Annotated in this window: 23 protein-coding genes; 3 read left to right on the forward strand and 20 right to left on the reverse strand. The window is 60.1% G+C overall.

Going from position 1 to position 24459, the window contains the following annotated elements; translation table 11 throughout:
- Positions 1–17: 17 nt before the first annotated feature.
- From carA to pyrR, 4 genes are read right to left on the reverse strand one after another with little or no spacing between them, the layout of a single operon-like run.
- Positions 18–1178 (reverse strand): glutamine-hydrolyzing carbamoyl-phosphate synthase small subunit, encoded by a 1161-nt coding sequence (carA, locus tag EL217_RS06385; protein ID WP_023030688.1) that lies wholly within the window; start codon positions 1176–1178, stop codon positions 18–20.
- 42 nt (positions 1179–1220) lie between these two features.
- Positions 1221–2561: a dihydroorotase gene (locus EL217_RS06390; RefSeq protein ID WP_126319112.1), complete on the reverse strand. Its 1341-nt coding sequence runs from the start codon at positions 2559–2561 to the stop codon at positions 1221–1223.
- 36 nt (positions 2562–2597) lie between these two features.
- Positions 2598–3554: an aspartate carbamoyltransferase catalytic subunit gene (locus tag EL217_RS06395; RefSeq protein WP_005279061.1), complete on the reverse strand. Its 957-nt coding sequence runs from the start codon at positions 3552–3554 to the stop codon at positions 2598–2600.
- Positions 3551–4159, reverse strand: coding sequence for a bifunctional pyr operon transcriptional regulator/uracil phosphoribosyltransferase PyrR (pyrR, locus tag EL217_RS06400; protein WP_126319114.1), 609 nt, complete (start codon positions 4157–4159; stop codon positions 3551–3553). The genes EL217_RS06395 and pyrR overlap by 4 nt, the downstream gene beginning before the upstream one ends.
- A gap of 145 nt (positions 4160–4304) precedes the next feature.
- Here pyrR and EL217_RS06405 point away from each other — a divergent pair, with 145 nt between their 5' ends.
- The 3 genes from EL217_RS06405 (at position 4305) to EL217_RS06415 (ending at position 6737) form a co-directional block, all read left to right on the forward strand.
- On the forward strand, positions 4305–5657 hold the full coding sequence (locus tag EL217_RS06405; RefSeq protein WP_126319116.1) for a TIGR01777 family oxidoreductase: 1353 nt from the start codon (positions 4305–4307) through the stop codon (positions 5655–5657).
- A 74-nt stretch (positions 5658–5731) separates the two neighbouring features.
- A complete protein-coding gene (locus EL217_RS06410) occupies positions 5732–6223 on the forward strand; it encodes a YbjN domain-containing protein (protein ID WP_005283185.1) in 492 nt (163 codons plus the stop codon).
- Complete coding sequence (locus EL217_RS06415) at positions 6216–6737, forward strand: YbjN domain-containing protein (protein WP_005283188.1); 522 nt, start codon at positions 6216–6218, stop codon at positions 6735–6737. Before EL217_RS06410 ends, EL217_RS06415 begins: the two co-directional genes overlap by 8 nt.
- 100 nt (positions 6738–6837) lie before the next feature.
- Here EL217_RS06415 and EL217_RS06420 read toward each other — a convergent pair whose 3' ends face one another.
- From EL217_RS06420 to aspS, 16 genes are all read right to left on the reverse strand, one after another.
- The gene (locus EL217_RS06420) at positions 6838–7692 is read right to left on the reverse strand and encodes a PPK2 family polyphosphate kinase (RefSeq protein WP_126319118.1); all 855 of its coding nucleotides are present in this window, start codon (positions 7690–7692) and stop codon (positions 6838–6840) included.
- Positions 7693–7777: 85 nt separating this feature from the next.
- A complete protein-coding gene (gene nusB / locus EL217_RS06425) occupies positions 7778–8389 on the reverse strand; it encodes a transcription antitermination factor NusB (RefSeq protein WP_420026261.1) in 612 nt (203 codons plus the stop codon).
- A gap of 36 nt (positions 8390–8425) precedes the next feature.
- Entirely contained in the window at positions 8426–8989 is a 564-nt protein-coding gene (efp, locus tag EL217_RS06430) for an elongation factor P (protein ID WP_005283196.1), read from the reverse strand.
- A 141-nt stretch (positions 8990–9130) separates the two neighbouring features.
- Positions 9131–10237: a M24 family metallopeptidase gene (locus EL217_RS06435; protein ID WP_126319121.1), complete on the reverse strand. Its 1107-nt coding sequence runs from the start codon at positions 10235–10237 to the stop codon at positions 9131–9133.
- A gap of 135 nt (positions 10238–10372) precedes the next feature.
- A complete protein-coding gene (gene aroQ / locus EL217_RS06440) occupies positions 10373–10801 on the reverse strand; it encodes a type II 3-dehydroquinate dehydratase (protein ID WP_126319123.1) in 429 nt (142 codons plus the stop codon).
- Between the two features lie 2 nt (positions 10802–10803).
- Positions 10804–11874, reverse strand: coding sequence for a 3-dehydroquinate synthase (gene aroB, locus EL217_RS06445; RefSeq protein WP_126319125.1), 1071 nt, complete (start codon positions 11872–11874; stop codon positions 10804–10806).
- 63 nt (positions 11875–11937) lie between these two features.
- Entirely contained in the window at positions 11938–12477 is a 540-nt protein-coding gene (locus EL217_RS06450) for a shikimate kinase (RefSeq protein ID WP_126319127.1), read from the reverse strand.
- Positions 12478–13689, reverse strand: coding sequence for a chorismate synthase (aroC, locus tag EL217_RS06455; protein WP_126319129.1), 1212 nt, complete (start codon positions 13687–13689; stop codon positions 12478–12480).
- Positions 13690–13710: 21 nt separating this feature from the next.
- Entirely contained in the window at positions 13711–14151 is a 441-nt protein-coding gene (locus EL217_RS06460; RefSeq protein WP_126319131.1) for an A24 family peptidase, read from the reverse strand.
- A gap of 71 nt (positions 14152–14222) precedes the next feature.
- On the reverse strand, positions 14223–15041 hold the full coding sequence (locus EL217_RS06465; protein ID WP_126319133.1) for a shikimate dehydrogenase: 819 nt from the start codon (positions 15039–15041) through the stop codon (positions 14223–14225).
- 35 nt (positions 15042–15076) lie between these two features.
- The gene (mltG, locus tag EL217_RS06470; RefSeq protein ID WP_005283219.1) at positions 15077–16270 is read right to left on the reverse strand and encodes an endolytic transglycosylase MltG; all 1194 of its coding nucleotides are present in this window, start codon (positions 16268–16270) and stop codon (positions 15077–15079) included.
- 37 nt (positions 16271–16307) lie between these two features.
- Positions 16308–16859 (reverse strand): Holliday junction resolvase RuvX, encoded by a 552-nt coding sequence (gene ruvX / locus EL217_RS06475; RefSeq protein ID WP_005283223.1) that lies wholly within the window; start codon positions 16857–16859, stop codon positions 16308–16310.
- Between the two features lie 9 nt (positions 16860–16868).
- Positions 16869–19553, reverse strand: a complete 2685-nt coding sequence (gene alaS / locus EL217_RS06480; RefSeq protein ID WP_126319135.1) for an alanine--tRNA ligase — start codon at positions 19551–19553, stop codon at positions 16869–16871.
- A gap of 127 nt (positions 19554–19680) precedes the next feature.
- A complete protein-coding gene (locus tag EL217_RS06485) occupies positions 19681–21066 on the reverse strand; it encodes a replication-associated recombination protein A (RefSeq protein ID WP_023017422.1) in 1386 nt (461 codons plus the stop codon).
- Between the two features lie 31 nt (positions 21067–21097).
- Positions 21098–22312, reverse strand: coding sequence for a phosphotransferase family protein (locus tag EL217_RS06490; RefSeq protein WP_126319137.1), 1215 nt, complete (start codon positions 22310–22312; stop codon positions 21098–21100).
- Between the two features lie 125 nt (positions 22313–22437).
- Positions 22438–24264 (reverse strand): aspartate--tRNA ligase, encoded by a 1827-nt coding sequence (gene aspS / locus EL217_RS06495; RefSeq protein ID WP_126319139.1) that lies wholly within the window; start codon positions 24262–24264, stop codon positions 22438–22440.
- Positions 24265–24459: the final 195 nt, after the last annotated feature.

The raw sequence follows: 24459 nt of genomic DNA on the forward strand, positions 1-24459 counted from the left end.
TTCCTTTTCCTGGGTGACTACTTTTTCGGGGTGTGGTTGGCCATGAGCTCTAAGAATTGATCAAAAAGCGGGTTGGCATCGTGCGGGCCGGCAGCGGATTCCGGGTGGTACTGCACCGAAAAAGCCTTGCCATTGCGCAGGGCGACGCCCTCGACCGTGTCATCGTTCAAGCAGATGTGCGTGATGTGGGCCGGGCCGAAGTCCGAAGCGAATTCGGCGTCCTTATCGGCCAGGTCGTAATTATCTGGCGCCTGCAGCGCGAAGCCGTGGTTTTGGGAGGTGATGTCGATCTTGCCAGTCAGCAGGTTGCGTACCGGGACGTTGATGCCGCGGTGTCCGAATTTCATCTTGTAGGTATCTAGGCCCAGCGCGCGCCCGAGCAGCTGGTTGCCAAAGCAGATGCCAAAGAACGGGATGTCCGCCGCGAGCACCTTTTTGATGGTGGCAACGGTGTCATCGGCGGTAGCTGGGTCACCCGGGCCGTTGGAGACAAAGACGCCATCCGGGTTATAGGACTGAACTTCTGCAAAGGTGGTCGTTGACGGCACTACGATGGTCTCGATGCCGCGCTGGGAGAGGTAGCGCGGCGTTGCGGACTTCACGCCCATGTCAAAGGCGACGATGGTATGCTTCTTTTCTCCTTGGGCCTCAACAACATAGGGCTTATCGGTGGATACCTCGGCGGCAAGATCCGCGCCCTCCATGGAGGATTGGCTCTTTACTTCCTCGAGGAGTTCCTCGACGGGCCGGGTGGCGGCCTCGCCGGAGAAGAGGCCCGCGGAGATGGAACCATAGTTGCGCAGGTGGCGCACCAGGGTGCGGGTATCGATGCCGCGGATGCCGATGACGCCTTGGGCCTGCATTTCTTCGCTCAAGCTGCGCTCGGCGCGCCAGCTGGATACGCGGCGGGACAGATCGCGGATAACCAGGCCTGCGACCCAAATATTATTGCCGTGGGACTCGTTGTCCTCATCGTTCCAGCCGGTATTGCCAATGTGCGGGGCGGCGGAAACGACGATTTGGCGGTGGTAGGACGGATCCGTCATCGTTTCCTGGTAACCGGTCATCGCGGTGGTAAATACGGCCTCACCGAGGGTGGTGCCGGTAGCGCCGAAGCCGTAGCCACGGAAGGTACGCCCATCCGCAAGGACGAGGATTGCTGGGGTTTTATCAGTCACGTCGTGGCCTTTCTGTGCCTTGATTGGGTGCTGTGTGCAAGGTTAGTCATGGGTTGCGGCGTTCAGATCGAACGTTACCGAGCCGCGCAAGATGGTGTGGGTAACCCGCGCGCCGAATTCCTCGCCCGCATAGGGGTTGTTCTGGGACTTGGATGCAAGATGCGCGGAATCGGATACCCAGTGGTGTTGTGGGTCAACGATGGTCAGGTTGGCAGGCTCCCCCACTTCCAAGGGGCGACCGTGGCCTGGCAGGCGCGTGATTTCGGCGGGGCGCTCAGACATGACGCGGGCGATAAAGCGCCAGTCCGCCAGGCCGGTTTCCACAAAGAGCTTGGCGATGACCGCCAGCGAGGACTCCAAACCCAGCATTCCGGGGCGCGCATTTTCGAATTCTACGCACTTGTCTTCGGAGCCGTGCGGCGCGTGGTCCGTGGCGACGCAGTCAATGGTGCCATCAAGAAGCGCCTGGCGCAGCGCCTGCGTATCGCGCTGTTCGCGCAGCGGCGGGTTCACGCGGAAAAGGCCGTCATAGGTGCGCAGCTTGTCATCGGTCATAAGAAGGTGGTGCGGGGTGACCTCTGCGGTAAGCGGAATATCGTGCTCTTTCGCCCACTGCAGGAGCTCCACCGTGCCCTGCGTGGAGGCGTGGCAGATGTGCACGCGGTTGCCGTAATCGCGGGCGAGCAGGGCGTCGCGGGCAACGATGGATTCTTCTGCCACGCGCGGCCAGCCGCGCAGGCCCAACCGTGCGGCGTTTTCGCCCTCGTGGGCGGAAGACCCACCGGTCATGCGGTCATCCTCGGCGTGCTGGGCCAGTAGCACGTCCATGCCCTTGGCGTATTCGAGCGCGCGGCGCATGAGCTGTGGGTTTTGCACGCACTTGCCGTCATCAGAGAACATGCGCACCTTGGCATCGCTGCGCGCCATCATACCGAACTCCGTCAAGGACTTGCCTTCCAGGCCCTTGGTGATGGAGCCGACCGGGTGGACATCGCATAGCCCTAGTGCCTGGGACTTTGCCCATACGGATTCGGCGATGATGGGCTGATCCGTCACAGGCGTGGTATTGGCCATGGTAAACACCGCGGTAAACCCGCCCTTGGCCGCGGCCTTGGAACCGGACTCGATGGTCTCGGTATCCTCGCGGCCTGGCTCGCGCAGGTGCACGTGCATGTCAACCAGGCCAGGCAGCAACACGTTGCCGCCGCCCTCAATGGTCTCGGCAGCACCGTCTGCCTGCACCTCGGGGCCGATGGAGTCAATAACGCCACCGCGGACGAGGACGTTGGTGGGCTCGCCTTCCCCGTACAGGCGAATATTTTTAATCAGTAGTGGGTTCTCGGCCGGTGCGGACAGCCGGCCGGTAGCTGGGTACGTAGTCATTTTCTCTCCCTTTTACGTGGCTTTGGTCTGCCCGAATTAAATCCCGGCGTTGTCCCCATTGGTCAGCAGCGTAAAAAGCACTGCCATGCGCATGTGGACACCGTTGTTGACCTGCTGCAATACCGTGGTTTTATCCATATCGGCCACGGCGTAGTTAATCTCCATGCCGCGCAGCATGGGACCTGGGTGCATGACAATGGCATCCTTGTGCAGCGCCGCGGCGCGCTGCTGCGAGAGCCCAAAGAGCTGCGCGTACTCGCGGTGGGAGGGGAAGAAGCCACCGTCCATGCGCTCTTGCTGCACGCGCAGCATCATCACGACATCGGCATCCGCAAGCTCTGCATCAAAGTCATAGGACACGCGGACCGGCCACTTGTCCACACCCCACGGCATCAAGGTCGCGGGTCCCACGAGGGTGACCTCCGCGCCTAGGGTGTGCAGGAGATCCACGTTTGAGCGCACCACGCGCGAGTGCAGGCAATCGCCCACAATCTTTACCTTCAGGCCCTCAAAGCCATTATCGCCGCGCAGGCCCAGGCGCTGGCGCATCGTGACGGCATCGAGCAAGGCCTGCGTCGGGTGCTGGTGTGCGCCGTCGCCGGCGTTGATGACGGCGGGGCCGTTGCCATCTGGGTCCACCCACTGGGCCAGCTGTTGCGGCGCGCCGGAGGACGGGTGGCGCATGATGATGGCATCGGCACCGATGGCCGCCAGCGTCAGGCCCGTATCTTTGAGGGACTCGCCCTTTTTCACAGAGGAGGTCGACGCCGAGAGGTTGATAACATCAGCGGACATCCACTTGCCGGCCGTTTCAAAGGACGAGCGCGTGCGCGTGGAGTTTTCATAGAAAAGTGTATAAATCGTGCGCCCGCGCAGCGTCGGCAGTTTTTTGACCTCGCGGCCATCGAGCGCCTCGCGGAAGCGATCGGCCTCATCCAGCAGGCCGATGATCTCTGCGCGGGATAGTTCCGCGCTATCAATGAGGTGTTTCATGAGTGCGTTCCCCTTATCTGCGCGGTATCGCCCGCGGACGTAGAGCGGGTGAGGACAACGGCATCGCGGCCATCAATGTCTTGGATATATACGGAGACATCCTCTTCCCGCGCCGTGGGCAGGTTCTTGCCCACATAATCGGCGCGGATGGGGACTTCGCGGTGCCCGCGGTCAACCAATACGGCCAACTGGATAATCGAGGGCCGGCCAACATCGCCCACTGCATCGAGGGCGGCGCGGATGGTGCGGCCGGAATAAAGGACATCATCGACCAAGATGACCGTGGCATTATCGATGCCTCCGTCTGGGATGGAGGTCGGTTGCAGGGCGCGGTGCGGGAAATTGCGCAAATCGTCCCTGTACAACGTGATGTCGAGCGAGCCCCATGGAACGGGGACCCCGGAAAACTCGTGTATCTTTTGCGCGAGGCGCTCCGCTAGGGGCACTCCGCCTGAGGGAATGCCCAGCAAAATGACCCGCGGGGCCTCCGCGGAATCGAGCGCCGTCTTTTCAATAATCTGGTGCGCGATGCGTGCAACGGTACGCGAGACATCATCGGCGCTTAAAAGCTCCAATTCGTTCGCGTTCACGTCAGTTCCACTCATCGTGACCTCCTTCCCCGCCTCACGGTGCGGTCCTTAAAGGATGCCTGTCAATGAACTTGTAGACGTCTATGCTGATAGACACGTATTACTCTAGCACCTTACCCACCCCGTGGGTGAGGCTTAGCCGAAAGAGGTGCATCACGCAGTGAGTTTCTCCGCGCAGCACGTAGTCCCAGCCTCCCGCGAACACGTCTGGCAATGGCATACCCGGCCAGGGGCGCTCACGCGCCTGAACGCCCCCTTCACCTTGTTGAAGCCGGTGCAGCAGGCCACCGATCTGGGCACTGGCACCTCCCTGCTCGCCCTGCCCGGTGGTTTGCAGTGGACGGCTCAGCACGACCTTGCGCGCTACCAGGCCGGCTATAGTTTCAGCGATGTGTGCGTCAACGCCCCCATCCGCAAATTTGCCAAGTGGCGCCATACGCACCGTTTTGCCGATCACCCAGACGGGACGCTGATTACGGACAAGGTAGATACCCGCATTCCCGCCACCGCCCTCACCTCGGTATTCGCCTACCGGCAACACCAGCTCATCCAGGATATTGCCTTTGAAAACCGCCTGCGCGAAGGCCAGCTCGGCCACAAGCCGTTGACCATCGCCATCACCGGCTCGCGCGGCAGCGTGGGCAGCGCCCTGACCGCGCAGCTACAAACCCTGGGCCACACCGTGATCCCGCTCGTGCGCGGCACGGCGGAGGACGGCCAGCGCGAGTGGCGCCCGCACCACCCGCGGCCCGATCTCCTCGAGGGCGTCGACGTGCTCGTACACCTAGCCGGCGAGCCCATCTTTGGGCGCTTCAACGACAGCCACAAGTCCGATATCCGCGACTCCCGCGTGGGCCCCACCGAAAACCTCGCCCGCCTAGTGGCCGCCACCGATTCCGTGCAGGCCATGGTATGTGCCTCTGCCATCGGCTTCTACGGTTCCGAGCGCGGCGATGAGCTGCTAACCGAGGACGCCGAGCGCGGCGAGGGCTTTCTTGCCGATGTCGCAGCGGACTGGGAGAAAGCCTGCGACCCCGCCCGCGAGGCCGGGAAGCGCGTGGTCAATATCCGCACCGGCATCGTGATGTCCGGCAATTCCGGCCTGCTACCGCTGTTGCGCGCGCTGTTTTCCACAGGGCTTGGCGGCGCCTTTGGTGACGGCAACTTTTGGTACAGCTGGGTCGCCTTAGACGATCTCACCGACTCCTATATACGCGCCATCGTGGATGAGAACCTTAAGGGTCCGGTCAATGGGGTATCACCAAACCCGGTGCTCAATAAGGACTTCGTATCCGCCTTGGGATCCGAATTGCACCGACCCACCATCCTGCCGATCCCCCAATTCGGACCCGCTTTGCCCCTGGGCAAGCAAGGCGCGCAAGAACTCGCCTTGGCCGACCAGCGGGTGAAGCCACAGGTGCTCGAGGACATAAGCCATACCTTCCGCTACCCCACCATCGACGCCGCCTTGGCGCACGAACTCGGCGGCGAAAGCCTGTGGGAGTCGCCGTAGGAGCGCTATGAGTTAGGTAAACTAGGCAGGGTTGACCATTATCCCCGATTAGTACATGGATTGAGACTACTTACGTGTCTGAAGAACCAACCCTGTATCCCGATACGCCCATTGAGGATGTCACCCTAGAGCGCATCGGTGAAATTTTTGACTCCGAAAAGCTCGAGTACCGCGTAGAAGAACAGACCGTCGGCGAAGGCGAGACGGTAAAGATCCTGCGCACCGGCTTTTCCAATATCGCCATTGCCTTGCAGGTGCGTGACGATGTCCTCGTCGCAGACTCCGTCTGGCGCGGCAACGCCCCAGCCTCGGAAGGCCCGCAACTGCTCATGGTCCTCAATAAGTGGAACCAGCAGCACTTCGCGCCCACCCTGCGCTTTTTTGAATCGTCCGAAAACAATCTGGCCGTCTCCGGCGTGCGCGAAATCAACATTTCCCATGGCCTGTCCCGCAACCAGATCGGTGCCTTCGTGATGTCCACCTTGGACTCCATGCTGCAGTCCATGGCTTTTGTTGAAGAGCACTACCCACAGCTTGTCACCTGGGAGGAGCATAACCATGACTAATGCATCCACCGCATCTACCGAAAACAATTTGCCCGAGGTCGATCTAGACCGCGTCGTAGCTGCCATGGGCACCTTCGACATTGAGCTGACCAAGGTGGAAGGCGAAATTGACGCCGCCACCGCCAACCTCAATGGCCTGCCCACCATGTTTGCGGTCCTGGATTCCGTTGTCATCGTGCGCTGCGATGTGCCAACCGATGCCTCGTTCTCCAAGGCCGATGCCGGACTCTTCCTCGCCGCCAACCAGATCAACTCTGTAGCATTCGGCGCGCGAGCAGTTATTTCTGAGCACGACGATATGCTCGTCGTCCGCACCGAGCGCGATATTCCCGCCGCCGCCGGAATGACCGATGAGCAACTCACCACCGCTTTGAAGAAGGCCGTCGATGCCGTCATCAACGGCCAGGACGCCATGGTTTCTGCCGCCGAAGAAATGGCCAAGCTCGGTTCTGAAACCGCGGCGAAGGCTGGCAATAACGGCGAGGACAACTCCACGCCGTCCGGAAACGCCTAGCCTGCCTTTTCTCTAAGCGCCTCCCCGCACTTGTTTCGCCCGCCTCGCGCACTCGCGTGCTATGGCGCGGCGACGGTGCGGGTTTTTGGGCGGCTAGTGCCTAGTCCGCATCTAGAATGCGCTGCTTTTCTGCCTCCGGATCGAATTCGGGCGCGGGCCACGACAGGTTCAGGTGCCGCAGTGCATCGACGATGAGATATTTCAAGGCCATGCGCGCGTACTTCTTATTATCCGTGGGGATAACAAACCACGGTGCCCAGAGCTCATCCGTCCGGCGGATGGCATCTTCATAGGCGGCCATGTATTTATCCCAATAGCCGCGCTCTTCAAGATCTGAAGGGTCGTACTTCCAGTACTTGTCCTCGCGCTCGGTCCGCTCGATGAGGTTTTCCTTTTGGAAATCCGGCGAGATGTGCAAAAAGACCTTCAAGATCTTTACCCGCTTTCCGGCGAGCTCTTGCTCATACTCACGAATCGCCTCGAAGCGGCGATCGATCTCTTCCTCATCTACCCACTCGTGCACGCGTTGGATCAAGACGTCTTCATAGTGGGAACGATCAAAGGCCACTACTTGGCCAGGAACCGGATCGTGTTTGCGGATGCGCCACAGGAAATCGTGTTCCATTTCCTCTTCCGTGGGCTTACCAAAACCCACGGTCTTGGTGCCCTGCGGATCAAAGACGGAAAAGACGTGACGAATCGCCCCGCCTTTGCCGGAGGTATCCATGCCTTGCAGGACCACTAAGAGCGAAGGTGCGTCATCGCTATGCGCCCTGCCATTGGCAAAAAGGCGCTCCTGCAAATCATAGAGCTCATTGTCATAGCGTTTGAAGCGGTCTTCTAAGTCAGACTTTGAGCCATCGAAACCTGGAGTCGCCGTGGGATCGACATCGGCAAGCTTGAAGGTTTTTCCGGCGCGGAGATCGAGCGCATCTTTGATCTTAAATTTACCCATGACAAACAGTGTACAAACGCCACGGTATGGGCCGTGCGAACCGGTTGTCTCCCGCGGCACAGCGCAGCGGGAGACGGGGAACGGGCTAAGAGTTTTCCTCTTCCGCGTCTGCTTCCGCTTCCGCAGCCGGGGCTGACTCCCCTTTGTCCTCGGACTCCCCTGGCGCCTCTGTGTGCGTCGAGTCCGCAGAGTCCTCTTGGGAGTCTTCGGATTCCGCGGCGTCGCTTTCTTCCTCATCGCCGCCGTTATTCATCGGGCTTAGCTCAGAACGAGATTGCGCGACGTCATCCAAGACCGCGTGGATATACGGTGCGGCTTGATCGTGGGAATACTGCGAGGCCAGCTCCACGCCTTCGACGACGGCCGTCGCGGTGGGAACGTCCGGATTAAACAACAGCTCCCAGACCGAAAGGCGCAAGATTGCGCGATCGACGGCGGGGATCCGGTGCAGCTCCCAGTTCTGGGAAAGGTACCGCGAGATCGTGTCATCGATAGCGTCTAGCTCTTCTGCGACACCTTGGACGATGACCTTGGTGTAATCCGCGATCGGCGCTACCGCGTGGCGATCCTCGCGCGCCAAGGCAACGCGGTCCTCAACGATGGCAACGGGATCAACGTCCCTGTTCTCCGCTTCATAGAGGATATCCGCTGCGCGCCGGCGCGCCCGGTAGCGCGCGGTATGCCGTTTATGATTGATATCCCGCTTAGCAGTGTTATCAGACAAGATAAGGCCCTAGTTGTTGACGCGGGACAGGTACTCGCCGGTGCGGGTATCGATCTTTAGTACATTGCCGATTTCAATGAACAGCGGGACCTGAATCTCGGCGCCGGTCTCCAGCGTGGCGGGCTTGGTGCCGCCGGAGGAACGGTCCCCCTGCAGGCCTGGCTCGGTGTGCTCTACCTTGAGGTCGACGGAGATAGGAAGCTCTGCGAACAATGCCTCATCCTCGTAGAAGGAGACCTGCACGCGCATGTTTTCCAGCAGGAAACGTGCGGCATCGCCAAACTTCTCCGGCGAAAGCTCGAACTGCTCGAAGGTCTTTTCATCCATGACGACATAGCTGGTGCCGTCGTTGTACAGGTAGGTCATATCGCGACGGTCCACCGTAGCGGTTTCTACCTTGACGCCCGAGTTCCAGGTCTTGTCCACGGTCTTTCCGGAGACAACGTCCTTCAGCTTGGTGCGCACGAATGCTGGGCCCTTGCCCGGCTTCACATGCTGAAACTCGGTAATCTGCATCAGCTTGTTGTCAATCTTGAGAACGAGTCCGTTCTTGAAATCAGTAGTATCAGCCATTGCGGTTAAACTCCCGAATATTGTGGTTGAAAGGTTGAAAGCAAAGTATAAGCCTACCGGATAGCCCGCACCCGCTGGCCCACCGGTACCCCCCTAAAATCTCCTCCCCGGAAAGGGAGGAGCCGCAGGGGCCAAGCCTACCTATGCGGGTAGCTCAGTAAAGTCCTTGGAGGCGGCGGTAATGATCTTCGGGGCCCCATCGGTGATAATCAGCGTATCTTCGATGCGCACACCGCCCTTGCCCGGCACATACACGCCCGGCTCGATGGTCAGCGTCATCCCTGGCGCCAGCTCACCCTTACCGGTCGTGGCGGCAAAGGGTGCTTCGTGCACGTCCAAGCCCACGCCGTGTCCGGTGGAGTGGACGAAGTAGTCGCCGTATCCGGCGTCGGCGATAACGTTGCGGCAGGCGGCGTCGACATCGGAAAGCGACGTGCCCGCTACCGCAGCCTCCACGCCAGCCTGCTGGGCGCGCAGCACCAGATCGTAGATCTCCTTGGCAAAGTCATTTGCCGTGCCCACGACATAGGTGCGGGTGCAGTCGGAGTTAAATCCGCGCAGGTGAGCGCCGAAGTCGATGGTGACCAAGTCCCCGTCCTCGATCACGCGGTCGTCCGCGCCGTGGTGCGGCATGGCGGAGTTCGGGCCAGAGGCCACGATGGTATCGAAGCTCACTCGCTCCGAGCCTAGGATGCGCATGCGGAATTCCAAGTCTGCGGCAACTTCGCGCTCCGTGCGGCCCGCCCGCAACTCGCCGGCGGCAAGAAGATCTTCCAATGCCTGGTTAGCAAGCGCCGCGATCTCCTCGAGCTTTTCTAGCTCGACAGGATCCTTGGTAAGGCGGATATCCTCGATGATTCCGGAAACCGGCACCAAGGTGACCCCTTCCGGTGCGGAATCCTTCAGATCTTCTAGTTCCGATACGGACATGTAGTCAGCTTCGAAGCCGACGCGAACCGGGGTCTCATCCTTGTCGAATTGCTGCAGAAGCACCTTGCCCACAGCACGGCCCTCTACGGCCTCCAGGTCCGGGACTTCCTGGGCAATCTGGGTGGTATAGCGGCCATCGGTAGCCATGAGCGCGGAGAGATCCTTGCGCAGCAATAGCGCACCGTTGGAGCCGGAGAATCCAGACAAGTAGCGGACGTGGATCAAGTGGGTTACCAATACCACATCAATGCGCTGACCAGCTAATTCGGCCGCTAGCTTCCGGCGGCGATCGCTGAAACGGGTATCTGCAAGTGCCATAAAATCATCCTTTGCGGGAACGTAGTGAAGCTTAAAAAAATTTATTCTTCCACTATAACTATTTCCGCGGCGCAGGTGGCTAGGTTCGAAGCCTTCTTTCCATCCGCGCCGGAGGGGCATGGATCTGGCCGGTACTTATTGGCACAGATAGTCCACCGCGGCGCAGTATCCAAAGACCCCTAGGCCGGCGATGACGCCGCGGGCAATGGGGCTTAGATAAGAATGATGGCGGAATTCTTCCCGGGCATGCACGTTGGAGATATGCACCTCCACGAAACCGGCGCCATCGGCAATCTCTGCCAGGGCGTCGCGCAAGGCAACGGAGGTATGCGTCAGCCCACCTGGGTTTATGATGACCGCGCTGCCGGCATCGGCGGCCGCATGGACCTTCTCAATGAGCTCGCCTTCAAAATTAGACTGGAAAAACTCGACCTCTGCCCCGTGCTTCGCCGCACGCTCGGACACGAGCTTTTCAACATCGCTTAACGTCGTAGAACCGTATACGTCTGGTTGGCGCTTGCCCAACCTATTGAGGTTCGGGCCATTGAGAACAACGATTTTCATATCTACTCCGTGATAGCGGCATATGCCGCTTCTAGTTCTTCGCGCGTCGGACCCTCTATCCGCGTCGTCGCGCCGATTCCGGTTAGCGCCACGAAGCGGATCTTGCCGTCGCGGTTTTTCTTATCGTGGGTCATCGCCTCATATAGTTCCGCGAATTTCCCGAATTGATACGTCGTAGGCAGGCCGATATTGGTCAGGATGCTGCGGTGCAATTCCACGAGTTCCGCATCTATCAGGCCCCGCTGGTGGGAAAGGTTCGCAATGAACATCATGCCTACGGCTACCGCATTGCCGTGGCGCCACGCATAGTTTTCCTGCCTTTCTATGGCGTGGCCAAAGGTATGCCCATAATTGAGGGTCTCGCGCAGCCCGGCTTCCTTAAGATCCTCTCCCACCACCGCTGCCTTCACCGCGATGGACCGCTCAATCAGTTCGGGCAGGACACCGCGTGGGTCAAGGCAAGCACCTGGATTTTCCACATAACGTTCCACGATGACCGGATCATGAATGAACCCGGTCTTAATGATCTCCGCGGAACCAGCCACGATCTCCGCCTGTGGGAGGGTCTCTAGGCGCTCCAGATCAACGAATACAGAGTCCGGCTCGTGGAAGGCGCCGACGAGGTTCTTCCCGGCCTTCGTATTAATTCCAGTTTTCCCGCCCACCGCGGCATCAACCATGGCGAGAAGGGTCGTAGGGACCTGAATCACTTTGATTCCGCGCATCCATCCGGCGGCGACAAAGCCTGCCATATCCGTGGTTGCCCCGCCGCCTACACCAATGACGATATCGCTGCGGCTAAAGCCGGCCTCACCAAGGCGGTCCCATACGCCTCCCACCACGCTCAGTTGCTTGGCCGCCTCAGCATCCGGCACCTCGCACAAGACGGGGGTGACGCCCTGTCCTTCTACGGATTTCGCGAGCTCTTCTGCTGCGGTGCGCAGGGCCGGTTGGAAGATGATTGCTGCCTTATCAGCCCCCGTGTCCGCGCAGCGCCGCGCGATATCTTCGCTAAGACCCGCTCCAATGCGGACCTCATACGGGCTCGGTCCGTTAACGGCGATGGTAGGCATGATGGTGTCCTTTCTACGGAGCTTCAGCCTGCAGGATTGCGCGGATAGGTGTAACTGCCCCGCCTAGAGGGTTTCTAAAAAGCCCAGGATATCGCCCACGACCTGCTGCGGGGAGCGAGCATCCGTGCGCACGCGAAAATCGGCTACCTCCAGGTAAAAGGGCCTACGCGTTTCCACGATGGAACGATAATGTTCAACCGGATTATCCGCCGCTAATACCGGACGGTTGCGATCGTCAGCCGTGCGGCGCGCGCCTTCTTCTGCGGAAATATCGAGGAAGACGACGGTGTGGCGCTCCAGAAGCTCGCGCGTAGAGGCCGTCATCACCGCGCCCCCACCAAGGCTTACTACCCCGCCCTTCTGCAGGGCTTCAGCGACATGTTCGGCCTCGAGCTCGCGAAACGCCGGTTCGCCTTTCTCACTAAAGACCTCGCCGCAGGGTTTTCCCTCGGCCATTTCGATCAGGTGATCCGAATCCACCAGATCGCAATTCAGCGCATGCGAAAGCCGGCGGCCAATCGTGGACTTTCCCGCCCCGGGCGGGCCAATCAATACGACGCAAGGATGCGGTTGTCCCGTTACATCGGTTGGCGTTGTCATCATTTACTCCTGGTTAAAGGCGAGTCGCTGCGAAACGTATTCTTCATATGCAGCAATGGCGCGGGAGGTTTCGCTCAAACTATCCCCGCCAAATTTATCTAAAACTGCGCGCGCTAGCACGAGGGAGACCATGGCCTCAGCCACAACTCCTGCTGCCGGCACGGCGCAAACATCTGAGCGCTGGTGAATTGCGGTGGCATCGGCACCCGATTCCATATCGATCGTCTGCAAAGCACGCGGCACCGTGGAAATCGGTTTCATGGCGGCGCGGACCCGCAATTGCTGCCCGTTAGTCATGCCGCCTTCCAAGCCGCCGGCACGGTTGCTCAGGCGAGTCACGCCGTCCTCGGTGCGGACTATTTCATCGTGGGCTTCGGAGCCGCGCCGACGCGCCTCTTCAAAGCCATCGCCGATTTCAACGCCCTTAATCGCCTGGATGCCCATCAATGCTCCGGCCAGCTGCGCATCCAAGCGGTCATCGCCCGAGATATGTGAGCCGAGGCCAATGGGGAGGCCATCGACGATTACCTCGACGATGCCGCCTAAGGTATCGCCCTGCTTCTTGGCGGCTTCAATCTCTGAAATCATCGCGGATTCGGCGTCCTTGTCAAAGGCGCGCACCGGCGAGTTGTCGATGTCCTCGATATCCGCAAAGCTCGGGGAAGCACCCACATAGGGCTGCGATGCGCCGATGGAAATCACCTGGGAGAAGACTTCAACGCCTAGCGTTTCCCGCAGGAAGTTGCGCGCTACAGTCGCGGCGGCAACGCGTGCGGCGGTTTCCCGCGCAGAAGAACGCTCCAAGATGGGGCGGGCTTCGCTGTGGTTATATTTCACCATGCCGGCGAAATCGGCGTGGCCTGGCCGCGGGCGCTGCAAGGGCGCACCCCGGCCCGAATTCATCGCTTTGGCTACGTCCTCATCGTCCATATCGATGGGATCTGCGGACATGACGGTGGTCCACTTCGGCCACTCGGTATTGCCAATCATGATGGCAATGGGGCTACCAATGGTCAGCCCATGGCGTACGCCGCCCAGCAGCGTGACCTCATCCGCTTCAAACTTCATGCGCGCACCGCGGCCATATCCAAGGCGGCGCCGCGCAAGCTGATGGGAAATATCAGCACGGGTAATGGGCACTCCGGCCGGCATGTGCTCCAGCATGGAGATCAGTGCCTGGCCGTGGGATTCACCAGCGGTAGTCCAACGAAGCATGCGGGTATTATCGCACGCCACCTATCCACAGGGAATAACTAGGCACCCCAATATATTCGCCTCCCCCTCAAAGAGGGTATGCACGGCGATGACCAGCCCGGCGGCCACGAGCATCGAGGGCCCGTGGGGCACACCAGCCTTGGCCCGCGCGATGCCGCTTGCGATCAACGTGAATACAGCGGCACCGCCACAGGCGATGATAACCGCCAGCGGGCCTGCCGAGGCACCAACGAGCATGCCCAATGGCAGGGCCAATTTAATATCTCCCCCGCCGATGCCAGCGCCCCGCAGCGCCACGAGGAGGTACAACAACGGCCACAATAACCCGCCCCAATTGGCAAAAGTGACCGCTAGAACACCAGCGGGGATGGTCAGTGCATCGGGCAAGCGCTGCTCACGGATATCCCACCAGGACAGCGCAGACGCCCACAGGCCATAAACTATTCCCCCGAAAATACCCATGGCATAAGGCTAAGCGCCGCCTTGCCGCTCTTCATGGCAAGACGGCGCACATGGGCGTATTCCCAGCGTGGTTATAGGTTGCGCAGGCGAAGCTCTTCCTGCAGGGCCGCAACCATCTCTTCGCGCGGAGCGGTAAGCCCGGTGAATTGCTCGAATTGGCTAAATGCTTGATGTGCCAACATGACATGCCCTCCCACGGTGAAGTAGCCATTCGCGGCGGCGCAGGCGGCGAGCGTCGTAGGCCACGGGTGATAAATCACATCGAGCACTGGGGCGTGGGCAAGCTGGAAGCGATAATCCTCTAACGCCGCCGAAGGCACGGTGGAAATAATCAAATCCGCGGAGCGGGAAAGGTCCTCGAGGTCATCGTCAAAGGTTGCATACTGCAAATTGAGCCCGAGCCGCTCGGCCAAGGGCTGGAGTTCTGCTTGACGGTTCGAGCGGTTCAAGATGGTGACTTGGTCGATTCCGCGTTCTGCCAGAGCCCACAGCGCTGGACGGGAAGTTCCGCCCGCGCCGATGATAAGGGCCTGAGACACGGGGCGGAGCCCAATGAGTTCTTGCAAGGCGCCGCGCACGCCCTCGGTATCGGTATTGTCCGCGCGCCACCCATGTTCGGTGCGCACCAAGGTATTGGCGGACCCGATAAGCTGCGCCCTATCGCTTCGTTCTTCCGCAACCTCGAGCGCGGCGAACTTACCGGGCATGGTGACGGAAAAGCCGCGGTACTCGGGGCCGCATTCTTCCAAGAATGGGACAAGGGTATCGGCCGTCACCTCAAAGCGGGTATAGGACCACTCCTTGAGCCCCACTGCTGCATACCCCGCGTTGTGCAGGATAGGCGATAACGAGTGTGCGATGGGGCTACCGAGTACTGCGGCGCGCGGCATGAAGAGCGTCTACCTTTCTGGCTGCGGCCTAGTGCCTACTCAGCCGGTTGATCTGAGGCGGCATCTCCGTTGCCGGCACCTGCCCCTTCGCCCTCGCGCTGCGAGTCGAGGACGCCGGAGCGGATGGCATCGTCCACGCGATCCAGGTGCTCATCGTAGGTATCAGAGAACACGGTGGTGCCGTCCTTATCCACGGTGACGAAGAACTTCCAATTACCTTCGGCCGGTTCTTCCATGGCGCGGATTGCCTCATCAGAAGGCGAGGAAATCGGCGTATCCGGCAGGCCTTCCTTGGCGTAGGTATTCCACGGCGTCTTCTCCGCACGTGCCTCATCGGTGGTGGCAAGCTCAACATCCTCCAGACCGTAGTTCACGGTGGAGTCGAACTCGAGGCGCATGGGCTCGTCCAAGCGGTTCAGGATAACGCGGGCGACCTTGTCGAATTCGCCGGCAGGTGCCTCGCGCTCCACCAAGGAGGCAGAGGTCAAAAGCTCGTACGGCGAAAGACCAATGGCCTTGGCACGGTTTTCAATGTCGGTTTCTTCATAGCGCTTGGCAGAGCGGGTAATGAGGTCCTTCAAGATATCCTTGGCGCTCATATTCGGGTCGAGCACGTACTGACCAGGGGCAATCAGGCCCTCAATACGCTTCGGGTCATTGCCGCGCTTCTTAATGGCATCCAGTGCCCAATCGGGCGCGCCGAGCTCCTTAGGATCGGTTTCCGCTGCTGCCTTCTCCAGCTCTTCCTTCTCCAGGCAGTTGCCGTCATCGCAGCTGACCTGTGAGATCAAAGAGTAGATGCCAAAGCGCACGTCACCACCGACGACCTTGACATCCTCCAGGGTCGCACCACCTTGAACCTCGAGCATGTCCACGCGGTTGTTTTCATCCAGCAATGCCTCTACCGCATTCGCCGCACTCATTTCTTCTTGCAGGCGGTAGAAGCCAGGTTGAATCTGGCTGGCGCTGTGGTTCATCGATGCCGCAGAGTCGAATGCCTCTTGGGTCTTGACCACATTCTTTTCCACGAGCGTGGGACCCAGCTCGGACATGGAGGACCCTTCTGGGACCTCCACCAATTGCGTGGTGCCGTTACCGGCCCCTTCGTAGTCGGCCGAAGAAGTGCCGATGCGTACTCCGATGTAGATCAGAGCTCCTAGAATAACGATGACGGATGCGACCACCACGGCGATGCCGCGCTGGCGCCGCTTGACGTACTTATCATCCATCGATCGCCCGAGGCGTTGTTGGTTACGGCTCACGTGTTTAGTCTCCTGAGTTTGAAGGCTGGGCTACTGCATCATCCGAGCGGAGCGCGTTAGCACGCCCATCCAGCCAGGACTGTAGTATTTCCACCGCTGCAGCTTGGTCAATGATTTTTCTGCCCTTCTTTTCGGACACGCCGGACGCGCGCAGCGCGGTGGTTGCCGCTACCGTCGTCAAACGTTCATCAGCCAAGCGTACTGGTGGTGGAACTTTATCTATATTTTCATCTTGATTCAAGCGGCGTCGAATCCGAAACGCAATTTCTTTCGCGTGTTTTACACTTTTTGACCCATTTCCGTGTAAATCACGCGGCAAACCAACAATGACTTCTACCGCGGAATATGCCCCAATAAGCTCGAGAATTCGATCAATGTCTTCTTGATCGCGGTCTTTGAAGCCGGTCTTCCTGGGAACGGTTTCCACAGGGGTAGCGAGGGTGGCCTCGCGGTTGGATGCCGCGACGCCAATTCGCACTGTGCCCACGTCGAGTGCTAACCGGCGACCCTCGCCTGGGTCATCCACTCCGGGGGAATCTGGTTCAACCTTTGCCACAATGAATCCTTATCGCGACTGCAACAGATCCTTGACGGCCTCAAAGCCGCGCTGCGCACCTTCCGGCGCGGTACCAGAGCCCTGCGCCATGTCTGGCTTGCCGCCGCCGCGACCGTTGACGTATTCGCCGAGGCGCTTGACGATGTCCCCTGCTTTCACGCCCTCGTCCACAGCCTTGCCCGTAGCGGCGGCGATGAACGGGAACTTGCCCTTATCCACCGCGCCGAGCACGATGACCGCTGCCGTATCCTTCATGCGGTTGCGGATATCGGTGGCCACGGTGCGCAGGTCGCCGCCCGAGGTGCCATCGGGAAGCTGGAGCGTAATGGTCTTGATGCCATTGACCTCGGTAGCCGAGTCGATGATTTCAGAGGCGCGCGCGGTCAGTTGCGCCTTGCGCAGGCCCTCGATTTCCTTTTCGGCCGCCTTGAGCCGCTCCGAAAGCTGCGAAATGCGCTCCGGCAGTTCCTCGGATTGCACCTTCAACTCGCGGGAAACGCCTTCTACCAGCGCGGTTTCCTTGGAGTAGTACCGGAAGGCATCCATGCCGGAGTAGGCCTCGATGCGGCGGGCACCGGAGCCCACTGAGGACTCACCCAACACGGAAACGGGTCCGATTTCTGCCGAGGAACCAACGTGGGTACCACCGCAGAGCTCGATGGAAAATGGTCCGCCGATTTCCACCACGCGCACCTGGTTGCCGTAGTTTTCACCGAACAGGGCCATGGCACCCATCGCCTTGGCCTCTTCCAGCGAGGTCTCGATGGTGTTGACGGCCATATTGGAGTCGATCGCCTGATTAGTAATCAGGGCGATTTCTTCCATTTGCTCTTGGCTCAACTGCTCGGTGTAGTTGAAGTCGAAGCGCAGGTAGCCCGGGCGGTTAAGGGAGCCTGCCTGCACTGCGGTGGGTCCCAGCACCTGCCGCAGGGCTGCGTGAATGAGGTGGGTGGCCGAGTGGGCCTGGGTCGCACCGTGGCGCCACTTCTCATCTACGGAAGCCTCAACGGACATGCCAAGGTCGAGCCCGCCGGCGGTAACGGAAGCCTTGTGTACCCACAGCTTCTTGCCAATCTTCTGGACGTCATTGACCTCCAGGAGGGATTCGCCCGCAGAAATGCGGCCGCGGTCAGCCATCTGTCCGCCGGACTCAGCGTAGAGCGGCGAGTGGTCCAAAATGACCTCAACCTCATCGCCCTCGTGTACCTCGTTGACCTTCTGGCCGTCTTTGACCAGGCCGATGACGTTCGCGCCCGAGACCAGTTCCTCATAGCCGGTGAATACGGTGGGGTTATTATCCACCCAGTCGCGGTACAAGGAGAGGTCGGTGTGACCGTGCTTCTTGGCCTGGTTATCGGCCTTGGCGCGGCGGCGCTGCTCGCCCATGGCGGCATTAAAGCCGTCCATGTCCACGTCGAGGCCGGCCTCTTGCGCCATTTCCAGGGTGAGGTCGATGGGGAAACCGTAGGTATCGTGCAGTTCGAAGGCCTTATCACCGGAAAGCACCTTTTGGGTCTTGGCGCGGTGGGTGGAGCGCAGGTCCTCCACTGCTTCATCGAAAAGCTTGGTGCCAGACTCCAGCGTCTTCAAAAACGCCTTTTCCTCGTTGATGGCCACGCGCAGGATGCGCTCGCGGTTGTCCGCGATCTCGGGATACGACGGGGTCATGGTGTCCATGACGGTATTCATGAAGCGCTCCATGGTGGGGCCCTCGGCGCCGAGCAGCTTTGCTGAGCGAATGATACGGCGCAGCAAGCGGCGCAGGATATAGCCCCTGCCCTCATTTCCCGGGGTAACACCATCCAAGATGAGCATCATGCCGGTGCGGGAGTGGTCAGCCACCACGCGGAAGCGGATATTATCCTGCTCCGTTGCCTTCTCACCGTAGGTGGCGCCGGTAAGCTCCTCGGCGACGTCAATGACCGGGCGCAGCAGGTCGGTCTCGTAAACGTTGTCTACCCCCTGCAAGAGGCAGGCGACGCGCTCGATGCCTAAGCCGGTGTCGATGTTTTTCTTCGGCAGCTCTCCGACGATCTCAAAATCGCCCTTTCCGGTCCCCTCACCGCGCTCATTTTGCATGAACACGAGGTTCCAGATCTCCATGTAGCGGTTATCATCCGCAATCGGGCCGCCGTCCTTGCCGTATTCGGACCCGCGATCGTAATAGATTTCCGAGCAGGGCCCACATGGTCCCGGCACGCCCATGGACCAGTAGTTATCTTCCATGCCCAGGCGCTGGATGCGCTTTTCTGGCACGCCGATCTTATCGCGCCAGATTTCCGCTGCCTCATCGTCATCGAGGTACACGGTGACCCATAGGCGCTCTGGGTCCAAGCCAAACCCGCCGTCTTCTACGTCTTTGGTCAGCAGGTTCCATGCATTGGAAATGGCGCCTTCCTTGAAGTACTGGCCAAAGGAGAAGTTACCCGCCATTTGGAAGAAGGTGTTGTGGCGGGTGGTAATGCCCACCTCCTCAATATCCAAGGTGCGCACGCACTTCTGGATAGAGGTGGCAAGGCCTTGCGAAAATGGTGGGGTCTGCTGGCCCAAGAAATAGGGCTTGAAGGGCACCATGCCCGCGTTAACGAAAAGCAGGTTAGGGTCATCCAGGATCAAAGAGGCGCTGGGGACAACCTCGTGACCAGAATTGACGAAGTGCTGGGTAAACCGTTCCCGGATCTCATGAGTCTTCACGAGCAATAATCCTAACTGTCTAAGCTTTTATCTTCCATCAAGAAGCTTTCTAACCCACCCAACTTTACCTACTGGTGGGCAGGCTGTGCCCATCGGTGGGGCCAAAACCGGCCATGCCGGTTCGCACTTAGCGGCGCTTGCCGCGAAGTATCCTGCGCAAACGGCCAATATAGTCAAAGATTCTCTTCTCAGCGCCGTGTTCGGTGGGCTCATAATATACGGTGCCCTCGAGCTCATCGGGCAGGTATTGTTGCTCCACTACCCCGCGCGGATCATCGTGGGGATAGGAATACCCCGTCGCATTTCCCAGCCGCTTGGCGCCCTCATAGTGCCCATCGCGCAGGTGCGGCGGCACGTGGCCCACCTTGCCGGCCGCGACATCGGCCTGCGCCTTAGTAATGGCAGCGATAACGGACGGCGATTTCGGCGCCGTCGCCAAGTGAATCGTTGCCTGCGCCAATGGGATGCGCGCTTCCGGCAAGCCGATCAGTTGCGCCGCCTCTGCGGCAGCGACGGCGACTTGCAAGGCCGTGGGATCTGCCATGCCAATATCTTCTGAGGCGTGAACCATCAGGCGGCGGGCGATAAACCGGGGATCCTCGCCGGCTTCCACCATGCGCGCTAGGTAGTGCAGCGCGGCATCGACATCGGAGCCGCGGATGGACTTGATGAAGGCGGAGGTCACGTCGTAGTGCTGGTCGCCGTCGCGGTCATAGCGCACCACCGCCCGATTCACGTTATCCGTAATCGTGGTCGCGGTGATCTCGCCGCCATCGTCGACTGCTTCCGCGGCCGCTTCAAGGTAGGTCAGGCTGCGCCGGGCATCACCACCAGAAAGCACGACGAGCTGGTTTAATGCCTCATCAGTAATGGTTAAGTCGCGCTCGCCTAGCCCCCGATCGCTGTCTAACGCGCGGCGCGCTACGCCTTTGAGGTCCGCCTCGCTCAGCGAGTGCAGTTGCAGTAGGAGCGAGCGGGAAAGCAACGGCGAAACGACCGAGAATGACGGGTTTTCGGTCGTCGCTGCAACGAGCAGAACCGTCCGGTTTTCCACCGCCGCCAGCAAGGCGTCCTGCTGGGTTTTGGAGAAGCGGTGCACCTCATCGATGAAAAGGACCGTTCGGCGGCCATGGATAAGCTCTTGGCGGGCGTGGGTAATGACTTCGCGCACCTGCTTCACCCCTGAATCAAGGGCGGAGAGACCAACGAAGTTTTGGCCCATCTGGCTGGCTATCAGCGAGGCAATCGTCGTCTTGCCAGTACCGGGCGGCCCATACAAAATGACCGAAGCCTCGCCGGATCCTTCGACCAAGCGGCGCAGCGGCTTGCCGGGGCCAAGGAGGTGGTCCTGGCCTACGACCTCTTCCAAAGTCTGCGGGCGCATGCGCGCGGCCAAGGGCGAACCGGAGTGCGTGGCAAAGAGATTGGCCGTGGGAAAAGACGATGCCGAGCCATCGCCTCCCATGCTGCCGCCGGCATTGGGAGAGGCGCCGAAGAGAGAATCCTGGCTCATGTGGTTTTAGCTCCCCAAAAAGGTGTAGTGATTAGTCGTCGTGGACGCGGCGGGCAACCAAGTTGCCAAACTCCGCGATGGCCGTACACGGTGCGGTCCCGCATTGGGCGGCGTAGCGCGCGAGCGCATCAAAGGTTTCATAGAGGTCTTGGCGCACGAATAGTTCGTCCTCATTAAAAGGTCCGCTCTCTGGTGGGCGCAGGATCGAGCGCTGCGGGTCGTGGACAACCTCCGCTTCCCCGCTAGCAAGAGCAACCAATCCCTCAATTCCCCCAGCGTGCATGGTGGTCACGCTGGACAGAGCCCAGCCGATGAGGGAGGCGACGATAAGTCCGTGCAATTCGTCTTCATCGGCAAAGCGCGGCCACACCTCAGATACCTCGCGCGACCATGCGGCGAGGAATGTATCTGCTTCCTTATCCGTAATTGGCTTAGAAAACAAGAATTGCGGAAAGCCCGCGATAACGCAGGCGACATCGAAGCCCACGTTCCTAAAGCCTGCCCATTCGTAATCCAAGAAGTGCAAGCGCTTGGAAACGATGATGTTATCCGGCGAAAGATCGAAGGGAGTAAAGGCCCTATCCTTGCCAGAGGCGAGGGATTCGGCGGCTTGATTGGCCAAGCTGCGGAAACTTTCGGGGGCTTCAAGCCCCGCCTCATCCAGCAGATTGAGACCAATGCCGATGGAGCGATACAAGGATTGATCGCGCACGGATTGGTGATCGGCGTATTCCGGGTTATGGCGCAAGGTGCGGTTGAGCAGGGTTTCGAAATCCTGCTCATGATCCGCGGTGCCCACGTGGATATGCCCCAATGCCGTACCCAAGGAACGCAGGATCCGAATGCGATCCTCATCGCCGGATTCTAAGAGCACATCCGCAAGGGTCTCGGCTTCACCCAAATCCGTCAGGACAATGATGCGCCGGTCTAAATCGTGGGCGAGCAGCACGGGTCCAGGGCGCACGTCTTCTGCTAAGGCGGTGGTGAATTGGTAGGCCACGACCTCGCGCAGCATCGCTGCGTCATCCACGCCGTAGCCGGTGACCGGATTGTATTTGATGACCACAGAGCGATGCGGCAAAAATGCGCTAGGGGCAACCTTCGCGCGCAGGACTAAGGCATTGCCAGATCCGCCTAAATCCTCAATGTCTGACATTTCCGGCGTGCCACCAAAGCGGCGCGACAACATTTCCGATGCGGCGCCAATGACCTCATCGGCCGAAAGCACTGTCTGTGTATCAACCATAGTTCTATCCAGTATGCCCGCCAACACAAAGCGGGGGCTACACCCTCGCCGCACAAGTGTCCGCTGCGGCGAGGGCGCGCGCCCCGCTTACCCTAAAAATGGTGTCGTGATAGCGAGCCTAAGAGCTAGTTCTCCTGCTCTGATTTCGCGGCCTTAGCCTCTTCGCCGTTCTTTTTCTTCTCCGGCTTGAAGTCCACGCCGGTCTCCTTGCGCTGTGCGGCGGGGATGGGCGCGGGGGCATCGGTAAGCGGATCCACGCCGCCACCGGACTTCGGGAAGGCAATCACGTCGCGGATGGAGTCAAAGCCGCCCAAGAGGGACACGATGCGGTCCCAGCCAAAGGCGATGCCGCCGTGTGGCGGTGCGCCGTAGGAGAAGGCGTCGAGCAAGAAGCCGAACTTCTCTTGTGCTTCCTCATCGCCGATGCCCATGACCTCAAAGACGCGCTTTTGCACATCTTCTTGGTGAATACGGATGGAACCGCCGCCGATCTCGTTGCCGTTGCAAACGATGTCGTAGGCATAGGCCGTGGCCTCGCCCGGGTTCTCGTCGAAGGAATCGATCCACTCCGGCTTCGGCGAGGTAAAGGCGTGGTGCACCGCGGTCCACTTGGAGTGGCCCAAGGCCACGTCGCCGGACGCGGCGGCATCGGCAGAAGGCTCGAAGAGCGGGGCGTCAACGACCCAGGTAAAGGCCCAGTCGCCTTCCTTGATGAGGTCGAGCTTCTTGGCAATTTCGCCGCGGGCCGCACCCAGCAGCGCGCGGGAAGACTTAGTATCGCCGGCGGCAAAGAAGATGGCGTCACCGGGCTTTGCGCCAACGTGCTCGGCGATGCCCTCGCGCTCCGCGTCGGTAATGTTCTTGGCCACAGGCCCGCCCAGGGTGCCGTCTTCTGCGACGGTGATGTAGGCAAGGCCCTTGGCGCCGCGCTGCTTGGCCCAGTCCTGCCATGCATCGAACTGGCGGCGCGGCTGCGAAGCACCGCCGTCCATGACTACGGCACCGACGTATTCGTTCTGGAAGACCCGGAAGGTGGTGTCCTTGAAGAACTCCGTGCACTCGACAATCTTGATGTCAAAGCGCAGGTCCGGCTTATCGGAGCCGTAGTACTTCATGGCATCGGCATAGGTCATGCGCGGGATTGGGGTCTGAATGTCGTAGCCGATGAGCTTCCACAGCTCCTTGACAATCTCTTCACCAAGCGCAATGACATCGTCTTGATCCACGAAGGACATCTCCACGTCCAACTGGGTAAATTCCGGCTGGCGGTCGGCGCGGAAGTCCTCATCGCGGTAGCAGCGCGCGATTTGGTAGTAGCGCTCCATGCCGGCCACCATCAGCAGCTGCTTGAATAGCTGCGGCGACTGCGGCAGCGCGTACCAAGAACCCGGCTTCAGGCGGGCAGGGACCAAAAAGTCGCGCGCGCCCTCTGGGGTGGAGCGGGTCAAGGTAGGGGTTTCGATTTCGGCGAAATCGTGCTTATCCAGCACGTTACGGGCCGCGCGGTTGGCAGCGGAGCGCAGGCGCAGGGCCTTTGCTTGGCGCTCGCGGCGCAGATCCAAGTAGCGGTACTTCAGGCGGGTCTCCTCGCCTACCTCGCCAGAGGCGGAAGGATCATCTACCTGGAAGGGCAGCGCTGCGGATTTGTTGAGCACCTCCAGGTCGGTGACGTTGACCTCGATATCTCCGGAAGGCAGGTTCGGGTTTTCGGAGCCTTCTGGGCGCGGCTCCACCACGCCGGTTACCTTGACGCAGTATTCCGAACGCAGGTCGTGGGCGCGCTCTGCCACATCGGATTCGCGGAAGACCACCTGGGCGATGCCGGAACGATCGCGCAGGTCGATGAAGATGACGCCGCCGTGGTCACGGCGACGAGAGACCCAACCGGTTAGGGTTACGGTCTCTTCTGCCAGTTCTTTGCGGAGCTCACCGGCCAAATGGGTACGCAGCACTATAATTCAATCCCTTCTGAAATGGAGTTACTTGCGGGTCCAGCCACGCGTAAACAGCGCGCGCCCAACCAAGCACAAGACTAGGAACTTGGCCAATTCTACATCCCACCGCCGTTTCTTCTCCCATTAAGTCCAATTAAGGCACCAGGCATGGGTGCGAACCGGACGCCGCTGCCAGTACCGCGCATAAATGTG

The sequence above is a fragment of the Corynebacterium segmentosum genome, assembly GCF_900637825.1.
Classification (GTDB): Bacteria; Actinomycetota; Actinomycetes; order Mycobacteriales; family Mycobacteriaceae; genus Corynebacterium; species Corynebacterium accolens.